Here is a 16,972-nt window from a genome sequence, read left to right as displayed (position 1 = left end):
TCAGGCCTAATCCAAGTTGGAATAAATCGATGTTTTTCATATCCTAATTTTACCCTATTTTACGACTCGTTACCCACACGAAACAGCGAAGAGCCGGAAAAACTATCAAAATTACCGGAACAGAACGATGGCCAGATCAAACTTTAAACCAAAAGCAAAAACCTCGCCTTCATTCTGAAAAGGCGAGGTTTTTCTATTGTCGTCTATTCCTCCGGAACGGCATCGACAGAGATAAGCATCTCTTCGTCCCGTTCTTCCCACAAGTAGGCCAGCAAGTCCAGAACATCCTCCTTACCTTCTCCCGTCTCTGCGGAAAAGGCCAAGATCGGTATTTCTTTGGGCACTTGCAGATCACGGCGAATGACGGCCAGATGGGCGCTACGTTTACCGCGGGGAATCTTATCCGCCTTGGTAGCGATCACGGCCGTGGCGATTTCATAATGATTCAACCACGCATGCATGGCCTTGTCATCACTGCTCGGCGGGTGCCGCAGATCGACCAATTGCAGCACGGCCCGCAGTTGCTCCCGCTTTTTCATGTACGTCTCCATCATCGGACCCCAAGTGGCCCTTTGCGTCTTGGAGACACTGGCGTATCCGTAACCGGGCAAATCGATCAAATGGCAGTTGTTGTTGATCCGATAAAAATTGATCGTTTGCGTCTTTCCCGGCTTCGATGATGTCTTGGCCAAGTGGCGGCGATTGCAGAGCCGATTGATCAAGGAAGATTTGCCTACGTTCGATCGACCGGCCAATGCCACTTCCGGCCACGGTTCTTGCGGGTATTGATCATGGCGTACGGCGCTGATCACAAATTGAGCGTCCCGGATCAAAAAAGGCGTAGCTTCCTTTTCTTTATGTTGTTCTACCAATGTAATATCCATCCTTTTGACTTCAGGGCCTCTCCCCATCATCACCGCTGTTCCAAAGTTACAATCACTTAGTTATCGAAAGCTCCCGTTGCCGTTGACAACAGGAGCTTCCGTACTTTCCCTACCCTGAAAATTCACTTCTCTGTTTTCATCCTTCTCGGATGCTACGCAGTGGCATGGGGATCGATGCGAGTATCACTGTAGCCTCGTTCACGATTGCTGATACCCCGGTACTTCCTCCATCGGCACGGCCAGCGGCGTCAGCGGCGGTGCTTCCACCAGCGCGGGGATCGTTTCCGGCGGTTCGGGCATTTCCACTTTCTCTGGTTCCAAGAGCGCTTCCGGCAGCACTTGATCCATGTGTTCGACCAAGACAAAGCGCAATTTGCGCCGTATATTCGCCGGTACATCTTCCAGATCTTTTTTGTTATCGGCCGGCATGATCACCGTCGTACAACCGGCGCGGTGCGCCGCCAGCACTTTTTCTTTGATCCCGCCGACGGGGAGAACACGACCACGCAGCGTAATCTCACCGGTCATGGCCACTTCGCGCCGAACGGCCCGGCCCGTTAAGGCCGACGTTAAGGCCGTAGCCATGGTGATACCGGCCGAAGGGCCATCTTTGGGAATGGCACCTTCCGGCACGTGAATGTGCACATCTGTCGACTGATGAAAGTTCTCGGCAATGCCTAGCGCCTTTGTTTTGGAACGTACATAGGTCATCCCGGCATGGGCTGATTCTTTCATGACATCGCCCAGCTTCCCGGTCAGCGCCAAGCTGCCTTTACCGGCCAAGAGCGCCACTTCGATCGCCAGGGTATCACCACCGACTTCCGTCCAGGCCAGGCCGGTAGCGAGACCAATTTGCGACTCCGTTTCGGCGAGGCCGAAGCGGTAACGGGGAATTCCCAGATAGGTCGGCAAATTGCCGGAAGAGATGCTGATTTTCTTCTGTGGTTCCTTAACGATGGCCCGGGCCGATTTGCGGCAGAGCGACCCGATTTCCCGTTCCAGGTTACGGACACCGGCTTCACGGGTGTATTCACGGATGATCCGGCGCACAGTGTTTTCAGAGATTTGAATCTGATCTTTTTTCAGTCCATGCTCTTTGATCTGCTTCGGAATCAGATAATCCGTAGCGATATGGAGTTTTTCTTCTTCTGTATAGCCGGGAATATAGATGGTCTCCATCCGGTCCAAAAGCGGCCGGGGGATGTTGTGCATGCCATTGGCGGTTGTGATGAACATGACCCGCGAAAGGTCAAAGGGCACTTCGATAAAGTGATCAGAAAAAGTGCTGTTTTGTTCCGGATCAAGCACTTCCAACAGCGCCGACGATGGGTCTCCCCGGAAATCCATGCTCATCTTGTCGATCTCATCGAGCAAGAACAGCGGGTTTTTGGAACCGGCGTTACGCATGCCTTGAATGATCCGGCCGGGCATCGCTCCGATATAAGTGCGACGATGGCCGCGAATCTCCGCTTCATCACGGACGCCGCCGAGGGAGAGCCGGACAAATTTGCGATCGAGCGCCCGAGCGATGGAGCGCGCCAGCGATGTTTTACCCACACCGGGCGGTCCCACCAAGCAAAGAATCGGTCCTTTCATCTTCTGGACCAGTTTGCGAATCGCCAGGTATTCGATGATCCGCTCTTTGGGTTTTTCTAAGCCGTAGTGGTCTTCGTTAAGCACTTGTTCGGCTTTGTCAATATCCATGCGGTCCTTGGTTTGCTTTGACCAAGGTAACGCCAGCAACCAGTCCAGGTAATTGCGCACCACTGTCGCTTCGGCCACCATGGGCGGCATTTTTTCCAAACGGTCCACTTCGCGCAGTGCTTTTTCTTCGATTTCTTTGGGCAGTTTGGCCTTGGCGATCTTCTCCCGCAGTTCTTCACTTTCGGCCACCCGGTCATCCTTGTCGCCAAGCTCTTTTTGGATCGCTTTGATCTGTTCGCGCAGGTAATATTCCTTTTGGGTTTTTTCCATCTGCTTGCGCACGCGCACATTGATCTTGCGTTCCAGTTCGAGGATTTCCATCTCTTTGGTCAGAACTTCCGTTAGGATCTCCAGACGTTCGGCCACATCCAGCGCTTCCAGCACCCGTTGTTTTTCCAATGTTTTCAAGGTCAGATGGGAAGCGACGATATCGGCCAAGCGTCCCGGTTCCTCAACGGCCACGACGGTTACGAACGTTTCCGGGGGAATTTTTTTGGACATTTTGACGTATTGTTCAAACTGCGTAAGCAACGCGCGCATTTGGGCCTCAACGGCCGGTGTTTTGATCTCTACATCTTCGTGTTCTTGGGCTCGGACCTGCATAAAGGGCTCTGTTTCCAAGTACTCCAGGATCTCAGCCCGGGCCAAACCTTCCACCAAAACCCGCAATGTTCCGCCCGGTAGCTTCAACAACTGCTTGATTTCGGCAATAGTACCGACGCGATAAATCTCTTCTTGCCGAGGCTGGTCGGTTTGGGCTTCTTTCTGCGTCGCCAAAAAAATCAAGCGATTTTGGAGCATCGCTTGATCGATGGCACTGACCGATCGTTCCCGCCCGACGTCAAGGTGAATAACCATGTATGGAAAGACGAGGATGCCTCGTAACGGTAGCAACGGAAGTTCCTGAACCGAAGGACGCGTTTTTTTCTCTTCTGTCATCCCGCAAACACCTCCTGTTAGCCTGACATTCCTTGATGTACATAGTCATTCTACTATATTCTACGGATAAATCCCAGAGCTACGGGGCTAATTTAGCCTATTCCCAGCATTTTTCGTCTATTTAGTCGCAGCCAAGGGCTCCCAGGGCCGGTGCTGGTAACAATTCTGTCGAATGAGCGGGATGTCGGTCTTCCGTAGTTTTCCCGGAAATCGACATGGCCTCCACCAATACTTGTTCCAACCGGTGCATAGGTAGCACCGTAATATCGTCGTAGCGCTGAAAGACGTCCAGTTGATTGTCTGCCGGTATAAGGACGCGTGTCGCACCGGCTAACCGCGCTGCTTCGACCTTCGCCACAATGCCGCCTACAGGCTTTACGTACCCTCGTACCGATAACTCACCGGTCATCGCTACTTGGTGATCAATCGGTTGGTTTTTAATGGCCGAGTACACGGCCGTGGCGATCGCAATGCCTGCCGACGGGCCGTCAACCGGCGTTCCGCCGGGAAAGTTAATGTGAATGTCCCAATCATCAGGAGCAATGTCCGTCGATTGGCGCATCACCGTAAGCACATTTTCTACGGAACTGCGCACAAGACTCTTGCGCCGTATGGACTTGCCTTGTCCGGAACCGATCTCTTCTTCATCGACAATCCCGGTGACGATGATCTTTCCCTTACCTGGCGATGCCGGCGATACGGTGGCCTCAATTTCCATCAAAACGCCGGCGGAAGGGCCGGCCAGTGCCAAGCCGTTAACTACACCAACCTGCGGTTCCGCAGGGATCTTTTTATCGATACGCAAACTATACTGCCCAGACTGGACGACCCACTCTACGTCTGCAGTCGTGACTTTGGTTTCGCCACGCGTTAAGGCTAATCCCGCCGCAATTTGGACGATGTTTACGGCTTCACGGCCGTTCGTGGCATAATTTTGGACCACTTCAATGGCACTGGCAGGAAGATAGACCTCCATTTTTTCCATAGCACCGCGACAGATTTGCCCGATCTCCCCTCCCGTAAGCGACCGGAAATAGACTTCCAGGCAGCGACTGCGAATCGCCGGGGGAATTTCATGGGGTTGCCGCGTTGTCGCACCGATCAAGCGAAAGTCAGCAGGCAAACCGTTTTGAAAAATGTCATGAATATGGCTCGGCACGTGGGCATCTTCACTGGAGTAGTATGCGCTTTCGAGCATGACTTTACGGTCTTCAAGGACTTTTAATAATTTATTGATCTGGATCGGATGAAGTTCCCCAATTTCGTCGATAAAAAGCATGCCGCCGTGGGCCTTCGTGACGGCACCGGCTTTGGGCTGAGGAATCCCGGCCATGCCTAAGGCGCCGGCACCTTGATAGATGGGATCATGAACGGAACCAATTAAGGGATCGGCGATCCCCCGTTCATCAAAACGTGCGGTGGCCCCATCAAGTTCGACGAACTTCGCATCCGCCCCAAAGGGCGACAGTAGTTGTTTTTTCGCTTCTTCCAGGATGAGACGGGCTGCCGCTGTTTTGCCGACACCCGGTGGCCCGTAAATGATGACGTGCTGCGGGTTGGGGCCGCAAAGGGCGGCGCGCAGCGCCTGAATTCCCTCTTCTTGCCCGACGATGTCCTGTAAACTGGCGGGACGTGTTTTTTCCGCCAGCGGTTCCGTAAGGGCCACGCGGCGCAGTCGCTGCAGCTTCTCCAGTTCCTTACCCGATTCTCGCTCGATGCTTACTTTATTGTTCTGCTGGTTCTTCAGCATGTTCCAGAAATAAATCCCGGTGATGACGACGAATACAATCTGCACGAGACTTAAGATCCCGCTAATTCCCGAACTGATATCCACCTTATCCACTCCCTATTTTATCTCCATCCTCCTTAGTATGTTATCCAATTTGCCAATTTATAAAAAAAACACCACCGAATTATTCATTCGATGGTGTTGATTTTGTTATATCAGGGCTACTTACTGGGACTACCGGTGGCGTCGCCCCGGTTTTGCCGGTTCATTGGGCTTCGAAGGTGTCTCTAGGCCGACTCTTCCTTCTTTTTTTTTCGATCACTTGTAACCAAAACAGGTTCTTTTTCCTTTTGAATGACTTCTTTGGTAATCAAACATTTGGTCACATCGGAACGTGAAGGAATATCAAACATCACATCAAGCATGATATCTTCAATGATTGCCCGCAGGCCACGGGCACCGGTGTTACGCTTAATCGCTTCATGAGCAATCGCTTTCAGTGCATCGGGGTTAAACTCCAACTGCACTTGATCAAGCTCAAAGAATTTTTGGTATTGTTTGATCAGCGCGTTTTTGGGCTCCGTAAGAATCCGCACCAATGCCGTTTCGTCAAGCGCATCGAGGGTGACGATCACTGGCAAGCGGCCCACAAATTCGGGGATCAAGCCGAACTTGAGCAGATCCGATGGCAGGATTTCCCGCAATACTTCGCCGATCTTTTTCTCTTTTTTGCCTTGAATATCGGCACCAAAACCCATGGTCTTTTTGCCAACACGGTTCATGATCATTTTGTCAATGCCGTCAAAAGCACCACCGCAAATAAAGAGAATGTTGGTGGTATCGAGTTGAATGAATTCCTGATGGGGATGCTTACGACCACCTTGCGGCGGTACAGAAGCAACGGTACCCTCCAGGATTTTCAAAAGGGCTTGCTGTACCCCTTCACCGGATACATCGCGGGTGATCGAAGGGTTCTCCGATTTACGGGCAATTTTATCAATTTCATCGATATAGACAATGCCCTTTTCGGCTTTTTCAACATCATAATCGGCAGCCTGGATCAGTTTCAGCAGGATGTTTTCCACATCCTCGCCTACATAACCGGCTTCCGTCAGCGAGGTGGCGTCTGCGATGGCAAAGGGAACGTTCAGTATACGCGCCAGGGTTTGAGCCAGCAAGGTTTTGCCGCTTCCCGTGGGCCCAAGCATTACAATGTTCGATTTTTGCAACTCAATATCATCGATCTTTGAGCCTAAATTGATACGTTTGTAATGATTATAAACGGCAACGGAAAGTGCTTTTTTAGCTTGTTCTTGACCGATGACGTACTGATCGAGTACTTCATGAATCTCCCGAGGCTTGGGGATATCCGTGAGATCCAGGGCCGTCTCATCATGCAGTTCTTCTTCGATGATCTCGTTGCATAATTCGATGCACTCATCACAGATATAGACACCGGGCCCTGCTACTAACTTTTTAACTTGGTCCTGGGTCTTCCCACAGAAGGAACACTTTAACTGCCCCTTGTCGTCGCCGAAACCTTTGTTCATTTCATCACCTCACTGCTAATCACGCCTTGGTTGGTTTGGAGGCCATCACCCCATCGATGATTCCGTACTCTTTGGATTCCTCCGCCGACATAAAATAGTCGCGATCGGTATCACGTTCGATACGTTCCAGGGGCTGACCGGTGCGTTCCGCCAGGATTCGATTGAGACGGTCCCGAGTTTTCAGGATATGGCGCGCATGAATTTCAATCTCGGAAGCCTGACCTTTGACGCCACCAAGAGGCTGATGGATCATGATCTCCGAATTGGGCAAGGCAAACCGTTTGCCCGGCGCTCCTGCCGTGAGCAAGAACGCACCCATCGAAGCGGCCAACCCGACACAGATCGTCGATACGTCGCAACGGATGAGATTCATCGTGTCATAAATGGCCATACCTGCCGTAATGGCACCACCGGGACTGTTGATGTAAAGGTGAATGTCTTTATCGGGGTCTTCCGCTTCCAAAAACAACAACTGGGCAATAATCAAATTGGCCACACCGTCGTCGATCGGGCTCCCCAAGATAATGATGCGGTCCTTTAACAGTCGCGAATAAATGTCATAGGCGCGTTCACCACGATTTGTCTGCTCAACAACCATTGGCACCAGATAACTCATGGGCAGAACCTCCTCAGGTACACACTTCAATCTATGTCACTCGATCCTTGCCAGTTCAACCAAATTTTATTGATTTACTCTGCTGTTTTTCCTGTGATCAGGGCACTTGCTTTTTGCAGCAGGAGGTTTTCCGCCAAGCCTTCAATTTGGCCACGCGATGCCAGCAGCTTGCGCAGTTGTTGTGGTTTTTGGCGATATTGAGCAGCCATCGCTTCGATCTCTTGATCGATTTCTTCTTCGGTAACGGTTAATCCTTCGGCTTTAGCCACAGCAGCCAGGACCAATTCCCGTTTGACCACCTTTTCTGCTTCCGGTGCAAACTGTTCTTTCAGGAACTCTTCGGTTTGGCCGGTCAGTTCCATGAATTTTTCTAAGGTCAACCCTTGATACTCCAAACGGCGACCGTAGTCTTTGAGCATATCTGCGACTTCATTATCGATCATCACTTGCGGAATATCGACCGTTGCGTTGTCAACTACACGGGCGACAATATCGTTGATCCGTTTTTGCTCTTGCGTTTTCTCGGCTTGCTTGAGCAGGTTGGCCCGCACGTCGGCTTTCAGTTCTTCCAGCGTTTCGAATTCGCTGACGTCTTTGGCAAATTCATCGTCGAGAGCTGCCACTTCACGGCGTTTGATCTCTTTGACTTTGACTTTGAAGACGACATCTTTGCCGGCAAGATCGGCGACATGATACTCGGCCGGGAAGGTCAGGTTCAGATCTAACTCTTGACCGGTGACGGCCCCGACGAGACCTTCTTCAAAACCAGCGATGAAGGAACCGCTGCCTAATTCCAGCGAGTAGTCTTCACCTTCGCCGCCTTCAAAGGGAACACCTTCTTTGTAACCGGTGAAGTCAATCACTGCCGTATCACCCAGTTGGGCAGCTTCGCCTTCGCCAAGCGTTTTGATCTGGGCATGGCGCTTTTGCATCGTTTGCAGTTGTTTTTCTACGTCTTCGTCGCTGACTTCGACGGGTTGCATGTCCACTTCAATGCCTTTGTATTCTCCGAGGGTCACTTCCGGTTTGACCGTGACGGTTGCTTTAAAGACCAGCGGTTGACCGGCTTCGATTTTTTCCACTTCGATCTGGGGCTGAGCTACCGGCTCCACTTGCAGTTCCGTGACTGCTTCGGCATAGGCTTCGGGAATCAGGATCTCCAGTGCATCTTCGAAGAGCACTTCTTTACCGTAACGGGCTTCTAAAATCACCCGCGGCACTTTGCCTTTACGGAAACCGGGAACTTGCACTTTTTGCACGACTTTTTTGTAAGCCCGTTGCAGGGCCGCCTCAAATTGTTTGGCATCGGCTTCAATCGTTAGGACGGCTGTGTGTTGGTTGCTTTTTTCAACTGTCGCTTTCATCTATGTACACCTCTCGTTTTTATTGCCTAATCGGCAGGATGTACCCACCGTAGTTTATCCCTGTTGTTGGTTTCCTATTCTATTGTAAGCTTACTATTCTACGAAATTGTTCGGTTTCCTTCCCCATATCCAGGTTTCTCAAATCCATGCTTACATTTACCAGGTACCTTGCTCATTCCTCCCTCATCACCGGTGAAGCACGCTGTTGGGAACAACGGCACAAGCGGTGCCCTGCAACCAATATACAAAAAACCTCGGCGAAGGTTCACCGAGGTTTTTCTATGCCCAAACCAAAAGTTGGTGCGGGAGAAGGGACTCGAACCCCCACGGTTGCCCGCTGGAACCTAAATCCAGTGCGTCTACCAATTCCGCCACTCCCGCGTTAAAAAAGGTTGGTAACCTTTCAGCAAAAACCTGCACCTACAGATTCTATCGAAAGGTTTCATAAATGTCAAGGTGGACTTTTTTGGAAAAACTTGCAAAATAAAAACCCGGTGCTACTGCGCCGAGTTCCGATAAGCAAATGGCTGGGGTGGCTGGATTCGAACCAACGCATGGTGGAGTCAAAGTCCACTGCCTTACCGCTTGGCGACACCCCAATAATTATCAAAGTTAATTCGGAAAAGTGGCGCGCCTGGCAGGGATCGAACCTGCGACTCCCGACTTAGAAGGACGGTGCTCTATCCACTGAGCTACAGGCGCCTGCTAGGTATTCACAACAAGTTGAGGTAACCAATCGCCCTTAGCGACCCTTTACTTCCGCAGCGCCTAGCCGCACAACCTCTCGCAAAACTAACGAAAATAATTATAAAGTTCTCCTTAGCCCTTGTCAACACCTAACAGGGAAGGTAACGCCTTAATTAATGCTTGCATGGCCTGCGCCCGGTGACTGCGGCGATTTTTTTCCGCTCCGTCGATTTCAGCAAAGGTCTGGCCCAAGGCCGGGATCAAAAATACGGGATCATAGCCAAAGCCGCCATCGCCACGCAGGCTCGTGGTGATCTGCCCTTCGCAAGTGCCTTCCACAATGACCTCGCGCCCGTCCGGCAACAGCAGTGCCAGGGCGCAAACAAAACGGGCCGTCCGTGCCTGAGCGGGCACACCTTCCAGCTGCGTCAGCAGCTTGGCGATGTTGCGGCGATCATCTTTGGGCTCACCGGCAAAACGTGCCGAATAAATACCCGGTGCGCCTTGCAGTGCATCGACCACCAGGCCGGAATCATCAGCCAGTGCCGCTACGCCGGTAAGTTCGACCACTTGGGCCGCTTTCATCCGTGCATTGGCCTGAAACGTATCGCCGGTCTCAGCCAGTTCACCGACAGTCGGATAGTCCCGCAGCGAACGCCACTGTATCGGTAAATCTTGATCTTTGGTCAATGCCGCCAGTTCGCGTACTTTGCCTTCATTACGTGTGGCTACGATGATCGGTATCATCGCTTCGCCTCCTTTGGTCGGTTTCATTTCGAAAGAATAGGCAAACCGGATGCAGGAAGCTGCATCCGGCCCTTGCTTTTATTCAGTGATTGGGATGCCCAGCGCCAACAGCGCCGCCTTCTGCTCACGGAGCAACTGTGTAATCCCCTCGGTGGCCAGATCGAGCATCCCGTTCATCTCCGCGCGGGAAAAAGGCACACCTTCGGCGGTTCCTTGCAGTTCCACCAAGTTGCCGCTCGCTGTCATGACGACATTCATGTCCACTTCGGCCTGTGAATCTTCGGAATAGCAAAGATCGAGATAAAGCTCCCCATCCACTTTGCCAACCGAAACGGCGGCCAAGCCTTCCTGCACCGGTTGCCGTTCGACGAGACCGGCTGCCAGCAACTTGGCACAAGCTTGATAAAGGGCCACATAGGCGCCGGTGATCGCCGCCGTCCGTGTGCCGCCGTCCGCTTGAATCACATCACAGTCGATCCAGATGGTTCGTTCCTTAAGCGCCGCAGCGTCGACGACCGAACGTAATGCACGGCCGATCAACCGCTGGATTTCCAGCGTCCGCCCGCCCTGCTTGCCTCTTGCTGCCTCGCGTTGCGTCCGCGAACCGGTCGCCCGGGGGAGCATTCCATACTCGGCTGTCACCCAACCTTTTCCTGAGCCTTTGAGAAAAGGCGGGACTTTCTCTTCCACCGTCGCCGTACAGATCACTTTGGTATGACCCACGGTGATCAATACGGAACCTTCCGGATGCATCAAGTAGTTTCCCTCAATACGTACCGGACGCAACTGAGCAGCACTGCGGCCATCACTGCGAACCATCGGTCGACCTCCTTTGATTGGCTACGGGCCAACAAAAATTAATCTTGGCGATACTGTAGTTTGCCCTGTTCATAGAGATTATTGCCTTCGGCATCAATGCAAACAATGGCCGGAAAATCTTCGACGACCATTTCGCGCACCGCTTCGGTGCCCAGATCGTCATAGGCGATGACCTTAGCTTCTTTGATCGTGCGCGCAATCAGTGCGCCGGCACCACCGATGGCCACCATATAGACCGCTCCATGTTCTTTCATGGCATTGACTACATCGGCATTGCGGAGGCCTTTACCGATCATGCCGGTCAATCCTTTTTCAATCAACCGTGGTGCATAGGAGTCCATCCGGTACGACGTAGTCGGACCGGCGGAACCGATCACTTGGCCCGGTTTGGCCGGACAAGGACCGACATAGTAGATCACTTGATCTTTGACATCAAAGGGCAGTTCTTCACCGCGATCAAGCGCTTCGACCATCCGTTTATGGGCCGCGTCACGGCCGGTATAAACGGTACCGCTGATCAGTACCGAATCGCCTGCTTTTAATTCACGCAACATTTCTTGCGTCAACGGGGTTGTCAAACGAATTGCTCTTTTCATTGTATCGCTCCTTCCTGCGCTACCGGTTAGAGTTCAATTTCGGCGTGGCGCGCCACATGGCAGTTGATATTGACTGCACAAGGCAACCCGGCAATATGCGTTGGGTAGGACTCAATGTTGACCGCCAGTGCCGTTGTGCGTCCGCCCAGTCCCTGCGGCCCGATACCGAGTTGATTGACCTTTTCCAGCAGTTCTTTTTCTAATGCTGCCAGGTGCGGTTTTTCGTTATGATGGCCCAGATGACGCACCACAGCCCGCTTCGCCAGAATCGCTGCTTTTTCCATCGTGCCGCCCAGGCCCACACCGACGATGATCGGCGGGCAAGGGTTGGGGCCGGCATTTTCCACGGTTTGAACGACAAACTTCTTGACCGCTTCCACACCGTCGGCCGGTTTGAACATTTTGAGCGAGCTCATGTTTTCACTGCCAAAACCTTTCGGTGCCACCAAGATGTGCAGCTTGTCCCCCGGAACAATGTCGTAATGAATCACGGCGGGCGTATTGTCGCCGGTGTTTACCCGTTCCAGCGGATCTTTGACGATGGACTTACGCAGGTAGCCTTTTTCATAGCCGCGGCGCACCCCTTCATGAATCGCTTCACCTAAGGCACCACCCTCAATGTATACTTCTTGTCCAATCGTGACAAAGACAACCGCCATCCCTGTATCTTGACATACCGGTACCGCTTCAGTAGCGGCAATGGCATCATTCTCCAAAATGTGACCGAGGATGGTCTGGCCGATGGGCGACTCCTCCGTATCGCGGGCTTTTTGCAATGCCTTCAATACATCGTCACCAATAATCGTATTCGCTTGAATACACAATCCTTCTACAGCCGAAACGATTTGTTCAAATTGAATCGTACGCAAACTCCATGTCCTCCTTTTTTACTTATACTGATCAGGGAAAACACTAATATTCAACCGCTGCCCGGCAACCCCGGGAGAAAGAAGCAGCGATGAATCACGTTAAAAAGTTAAACGGCACAACCAATCGCGCCGTTCAGCTGCGGATATTCCGGCACGATCACTTCCACGCCGAGCATGGTGGCCAGCATGTGGCGCACCGCTTGGTTATAGGCAACGCCGCCGGTAAAGACCAGCGCCGGGCTAAGCATCTCCCGTAAAAGCGGTTCCACCCGTTTGACAATCGTATAATTCACACCGGCCGCTAAGCGCTCCAGTTCGTGGCCCTCCACAATGCGGCCAATTAACTCGGATTCGCCGAAAACCGCACAGGTCGAAGAAAGTTCCACCGGATCTTCCCAATGCTGACCCAGCCAGGTTACATCCACACCTAAGACAGTGGCCATATTCTCCAGGTAGCGCCCGGAAGAAGCAGCACACTTATCATTGGTGCGAAAATCGACCATCCGCCCCCCAGCAACTTGAATGACTTTGCTGTCTTGTCCACCCAGATCCAGCAAGGTAAAATCTCGTAGCCCCGTCTGCGCTAAGGCCCCTTGCACATGGGCACGCAGTTCGGGAATCGTTCGCCCGCCGGCTACCCGCAGCAAATTGCGTCCATAGCCGGTGGCCACGATTTCCTGGTAAGCCGGCCAAGCCAAGGCAGCCTGATCAATCACCAGTTCATCATGGACTTTACGTCCAAATTGCCGATAGAACGTCAACGTGTCATAAAGGCGATGCTCCTGCATCTGGCCGGCTTCCATAAACACCGCTTTGACATAGCGACTGCCCAGGTCCAATCCGATTTTCACCGCGTTCACCTTCCCATCGTTTCCCGCTTCCGTTGCCCGACCATATCGATAAACGCCTCCATACGCATACACGTCCGTGCATCGACGGGACCGGGCCGATCCCCTTCAATCGTCAAGACCGGCACTTGGATCTGGCGGCGCAAAATCATGTCTTCAATCTGGCGAAAACAAAAGCTCTGGGTATAATGAATAATCCCATCAATGCGGCGCGCCGCTATCTGCTGCTGCATATCTTCCAAGCGAAAAAACACCGAGTAGGGATAGGTATAGGCACGATATTGTTCGACCAGATCGGTACCGAGCACCGGCATGGCAAATTGCCGCTGCACCTCATTGTAGACGATCCGGCCGTTCCACTCTTCGATCAAAGCATAAAAATCGCTTTGAATCGGCGGTACCCCCACATAGCCAATACGTACCCGTCCGTCATCGACGATATGATTCTCCCACCCCGGCGGAGCTACCGCCAGCGCCTTCTCGACTTGCTGTTGCAACCGCGCCTCATACGCCTCGGGATCACCGTCAAAATCAGAACAGCCGATCAAGGCCAAATGATTTTGTTCTCCCGTCACGGCTGTTGTGCGCCAGGTCAGTTCGTCCAACTGATGGGCGTAGGAACGCACTTGATCCAAGCGTTTTTTCCAAAAAATCACATCATCCCACGATGCCCCCAGCGCCTGGGCCAACTTTTCCATCTGCAAGCGCAACATATCAGCATCGCGATCATAGGGAAAAGCAAAAGGGATGACTTCAATGCCGGCCACTTGCCACGTCTCCATCAAGGCATGGGTATTGGAACAATCACCTTGCGTAACAGCAATCACATGGCGAATGTCGGCACCCTCCAACAAAGTGGAATACAACCCTTTGATCCAGCCGCAAACATTCCGGGGGAATCCGGCTTGTTCCGCCTTTTCCACGGCTTCCCCCGGCTTCATCGCACCAATAAACCGATTGTTAATATCCACCGGTACCCAACCGGCAGCATACACAATTTCCACGGGAATCGTTGTTGTTAAACCGATTTGCCTACTCAGAACCGTACTCCCCCATTCGGCTTACTACGCCGAAGCCGATTCGGCTTCTTTTTCCTGCCATTGATCGAGCACGACCGGCCGAACATCTTCTAAGAGATCCGGGTCCAGCAGGGCACGACCGGACGCATAGAAATCATCGCGATCACCACTGACATAAAAACGATGATGCAATGCTTTGCCATAGGGATCACGACAAGTAAGGCGTAACTTTTGTAAAATCGCCTGCCCACGGGCCACAGTCTGACAAGCCGGATCAACCAAGGTGATCTGATCACCGGTGATCGAACGAATGACCGGCTCCAGAAAAGGATAATGGGTACAACCAAAGATGATCGTATCAACACCGGCATCGATCAAGGGGGTTACATACTCCTTGGCGGCCGCATAGGCCTCCGGTCCGGCAAAACACCCCGATTCCACCAGCGGTACAAACCGCGGGCACGCTTGGCCAAAAACCTCAATCTCATTGGATAGCTCCCGGATCTTGGCAGCATGGGCCCCTTTACGAATCGTCGCTTCCGTCGCCAGTACACCGACACGGCCATTGCGCGTCTGTCGCACTGCTTCTTCCGCACCTGGTTGCACCACGCCCACGATAGGCACGGGAAACCGCTCCTGTAACACATCCAGCGCCAGCGAAGAACTTGTATTACAGGCCACTAAGATCATTTTTGCCCCTTGCGCAACTAAAAACCCAGTAATATCTATGGCAAAGCGAATCAATTCATCTGCTGGCCGAGGTCCGTACGGTACATGGGCCGTGTCAGCAAAATATAGAATTTCCTCTCCCGGCATTTGGCGGCAGATCTCCCGCACCACCGTAAAGCCCCCGACACCTGAATCAAAAACCCCGATCGGACGACAGCGCACCAAAACGCTCACTCCTAGCCTCTTCCCATGATGATCCTTAACCTTATAAAACATATCATAGAATATGAGCGCTGAAAAGGAAAGTTACAAGTCAAAAAAAGAGCCGTTGCCTCCGGAAGGAAAGCAACGGCGAACCAACTTATCTATCGCAATTTTTGCTCAGACGTACCTGTCATCGAGCGCCGAGCCATCGCTTGGGATACATCCATATGGCCGGCCAAGCTTTCGACTTTCTTGCCTTCGACGAGCAACTGCACTTTGGTAATCGTCGGGAACTGCGTCAGCGTATTGACAATCGAGTAGACCGTCAAGGATTCGTTGGTGGATCCGCCTTGATGATTTTTCTGGACTTCTCCACTTAAGTTAACGGTGCAAAGTCCATCTTTCACGCCAATATCGAGCAAGCGTGTTCCCGTGGGAATCGTTGGCAACTTTTGCGTTCCGGCGCTTGGTCCTTTGATTAATTCCTGCATCGCCATCCGAGCCGGGCTTTCACTTTTGGCGACCGTTCGTTTTTCCTGGACCAAATTCTGTCCTTTGGGATCAGCAAAGTACAGCGTCAGCGTCACTTCTTGGGCCGGTTGTGCCGTTACCCCTCGATCCTGGGTACCCGTCGGCTCTGCCGCACTTGGTGCCGTTGCTTCGCCTGCCCCGGCTTGTCCCGTTCCTTCGCCCGACGTGGTCAGCGCCGGCACTTTGATCATGCTGGTTTCCTTGGCCTTAAAATCCTCCTTCATGGCCACAAAACGATCAATCGCTTGACAGCCGCCCAAGCCAAAAGCGATGACCAAGGCCGTCACCAGCAAAATGATGCCGGCTGACCAACTGCGCTCTCTGTCCATCCTACTCGTCCTCCCCTTTGTCCCATTGCTTCCGGTTCTGGTTCATAAATATGGACAGGTCATCGCTTCTATTCCCACTTTTTTACCAATTTTAGTTGGCCGGCACGTTGTTGGCCCGTACGTTAATGCATCATCGTCGCCAGGACCATCCCCACGCACCCCATGGCTCCACCAGCCAGCGCCCATCGTCGGTGCTCCCGCCGTGCCTGCGGCCACAACTCACCGACAACCAGGTAGGCCATGGCGCCACCGGCCAGCGCCAGGAGCAAGGCAATCCCATCCGGTCGGATCTTCAGCATCCCATAACCGAGCAATGTACCCAGCGGCGTAAAGCAGGCCATCACCGTCGTTAACCCTAAAATCTGCCGCCGCGGCATCAAGCTCATCCGCAGCGGCAAGGCCGTCGCAATGCCTTCAGGGATATTATGTAGTCCAATCGCCAGCGCCACCAGCCACCCCAAATGAGCTTCTGCCGCCGCTCCCGCAGCAATCGCCATGCCTTCCGGAAAATCGTGCAGTGAAATCCCGACAGCAATCAAGATCCCCATGCGGCGCAAGTCTTGCCCGGTACTGCTCTCCCCCCCCGACCGGTAGCTCAATCCCCAATCAGCCACCATCAGGAGCAACACACCGGCCACGGCCCCCCAAAAGCAAACCATCGCTCCGCCCCAGCGCCATGCTGTGGGCCAGAGATCAAAAGCGACAACGGCAACCATCACACCAGATGCAAACCCAAGCAAGGCGCTTAAGCTGCGTCGGCCCAAATGACCCCACAGCAAGACCGCCAAGGCACCTGCCGTCGTTGCCAAACCGGCCATACCGCTAACCAGCAATAACGAGCCTAAGGTGGACACGTCATCCGCTCCTT

The 16,972-nt window shown here is 52.8% G+C and carries 15 protein-coding genes and 3 tRNA genes; all 18 read right to left on the bottom strand.

The genetic code is table 11. From position 1 onward, the window contains the following. Positions 1-203: 203 nt before the first annotated feature. The gene (gene yihA / locus EDD73_RS04280) at positions 204-872 is read right to left on the bottom strand and encodes a ribosome biogenesis GTP-binding protein YihA/YsxC (protein ID WP_279222079.1); all 669 of its coding nucleotides are present in this window, start codon (positions 870-872) and stop codon (positions 204-206) included. Between the two features lie 210 nt (positions 873-1,082). Next, positions 1,083-3,527: an endopeptidase La gene (gene lon / locus EDD73_RS04275; protein ID WP_131918533.1), complete on the bottom strand. Its 2,445-nt coding sequence runs from the start codon at positions 3,525-3,527 to the stop codon at positions 1,083-1,085. Positions 3,528-3,648: 121 nt separating this feature from the next. Then, positions 3,649-5,361, bottom strand: coding sequence for an ATP-dependent protease LonB (gene lonB / locus EDD73_RS04270; RefSeq protein WP_131918532.1), 1,713 nt, complete (start codon positions 5,359-5,361; stop codon positions 3,649-3,651). Between the two features lie 182 nt (positions 5,362-5,543). Then, positions 5,544-6,806: an ATP-dependent Clp protease ATP-binding subunit ClpX gene (clpX, locus tag EDD73_RS04265; RefSeq protein ID WP_131918531.1), complete on the bottom strand. Its 1,263-nt coding sequence runs from the start codon at positions 6,804-6,806 to the stop codon at positions 5,544-5,546. Between the two features lie 19 nt (positions 6,807-6,825). Beyond that, positions 6,826-7,422: an ATP-dependent Clp endopeptidase proteolytic subunit ClpP gene (gene clpP / locus EDD73_RS04260; RefSeq protein WP_131918530.1), complete on the bottom strand. Its 597-nt coding sequence runs from the start codon at positions 7,420-7,422 to the stop codon at positions 6,826-6,828. Between the two features lie 74 nt (positions 7,423-7,496). Further along, the gene (tig, locus tag EDD73_RS04255) at positions 7,497-8,786 is read right to left on the bottom strand and encodes a trigger factor (RefSeq protein WP_131918529.1); all 1,290 of its coding nucleotides are present in this window, start codon (positions 8,784-8,786) and stop codon (positions 7,497-7,499) included. 298 nt (positions 8,787-9,084) lie between these two features. After that, positions 9,085-9,167: transfer RNA gene (locus tag EDD73_RS04250), tRNA-Leu, on the bottom strand. A gap of 143 nt (positions 9,168-9,310) precedes the next feature. Beyond that, positions 9,311-9,385 (bottom strand) — tRNA-Gln (locus EDD73_RS04245). 27 nt (positions 9,386-9,412) lie between these two features. After that, positions 9,413-9,488: transfer RNA gene (locus EDD73_RS04240), tRNA-Arg, on the bottom strand. Between the two features lie 117 nt (positions 9,489-9,605). Then, the gene (locus EDD73_RS04235; RefSeq protein ID WP_320055176.1) at positions 9,606-10,220 is read right to left on the bottom strand and encodes an XTP/dITP diphosphatase; all 615 of its coding nucleotides are present in this window, start codon (positions 10,218-10,220) and stop codon (positions 9,606-9,608) included. 78 nt (positions 10,221-10,298) lie between these two features. Beyond that, positions 10,299-11,039 carry a ribonuclease PH gene (gene rph, locus EDD73_RS04230; protein WP_131918528.1) on the bottom strand — a complete coding sequence of 247 codons (741 nt, stop codon included), beginning with the start codon at positions 11,037-11,039 and terminating at the stop codon, positions 10,299-10,301. A gap of 38 nt (positions 11,040-11,077) precedes the next feature. After that, a complete protein-coding gene (locus tag EDD73_RS04225) occupies positions 11,078-11,635 on the bottom strand; it encodes a Fe-S-containing hydro-lyase (RefSeq protein ID WP_131918527.1) in 558 nt (185 codons plus the stop codon). A gap of 26 nt (positions 11,636-11,661) precedes the next feature. Next, positions 11,662-12,504, bottom strand: coding sequence for a fumarate hydratase (locus tag EDD73_RS04220; RefSeq protein WP_131918526.1), 843 nt, complete (start codon positions 12,502-12,504; stop codon positions 11,662-11,664). Between the two features lie 107 nt (positions 12,505-12,611). Next, complete coding sequence (locus EDD73_RS04215; RefSeq protein WP_131918525.1) at positions 12,612-13,355, bottom strand: acyl-CoA dehydratase activase; 744 nt, start codon at positions 13,353-13,355, stop codon at positions 12,612-12,614. 5 nt (positions 13,356-13,360) lie between these two features. Continuing rightward, positions 13,361-14,356 (bottom strand): 2-hydroxyacyl-CoA dehydratase family protein, encoded by a 996-nt coding sequence (locus tag EDD73_RS04210; protein WP_320055175.1) that lies wholly within the window; start codon positions 14,354-14,356, stop codon positions 13,361-13,363. Positions 14,357-14,416: 60 nt separating this feature from the next. Next, complete coding sequence (gene murI / locus EDD73_RS04205; protein WP_243116785.1) at positions 14,417-15,274, bottom strand: glutamate racemase; 858 nt, start codon at positions 15,272-15,274, stop codon at positions 14,417-14,419. Between the two features lie 131 nt (positions 15,275-15,405). Continuing rightward, a complete protein-coding gene (locus EDD73_RS04200; protein WP_131918523.1) occupies positions 15,406-16,104 on the bottom strand; it encodes a GerMN domain-containing protein in 699 nt (232 codons plus the stop codon). A gap of 122 nt (positions 16,105-16,226) precedes the next feature. Next, the gene (locus tag EDD73_RS04195) at positions 16,227-16,958 is read right to left on the bottom strand and encodes a ZIP family metal transporter (RefSeq protein ID WP_131918522.1); all 732 of its coding nucleotides are present in this window, start codon (positions 16,956-16,958) and stop codon (positions 16,227-16,229) included. Between the last annotated feature and the right edge of the window lie 14 nt (positions 16,959-16,972).

Origin of the sequence: Heliophilum fasciatum (assembly GCF_004341395.1) — a bacterium.
Taxonomy (GTDB): Bacteria; Bacillota; Desulfitobacteriia; order Heliobacteriales; family Heliobacteriaceae; genus Heliophilum; species Heliophilum fasciatum.
The sequence above is the reverse complement of the archived record's forward strand: the minus strand, read 5'-3'. Positions and strand labels throughout refer to the sequence as shown.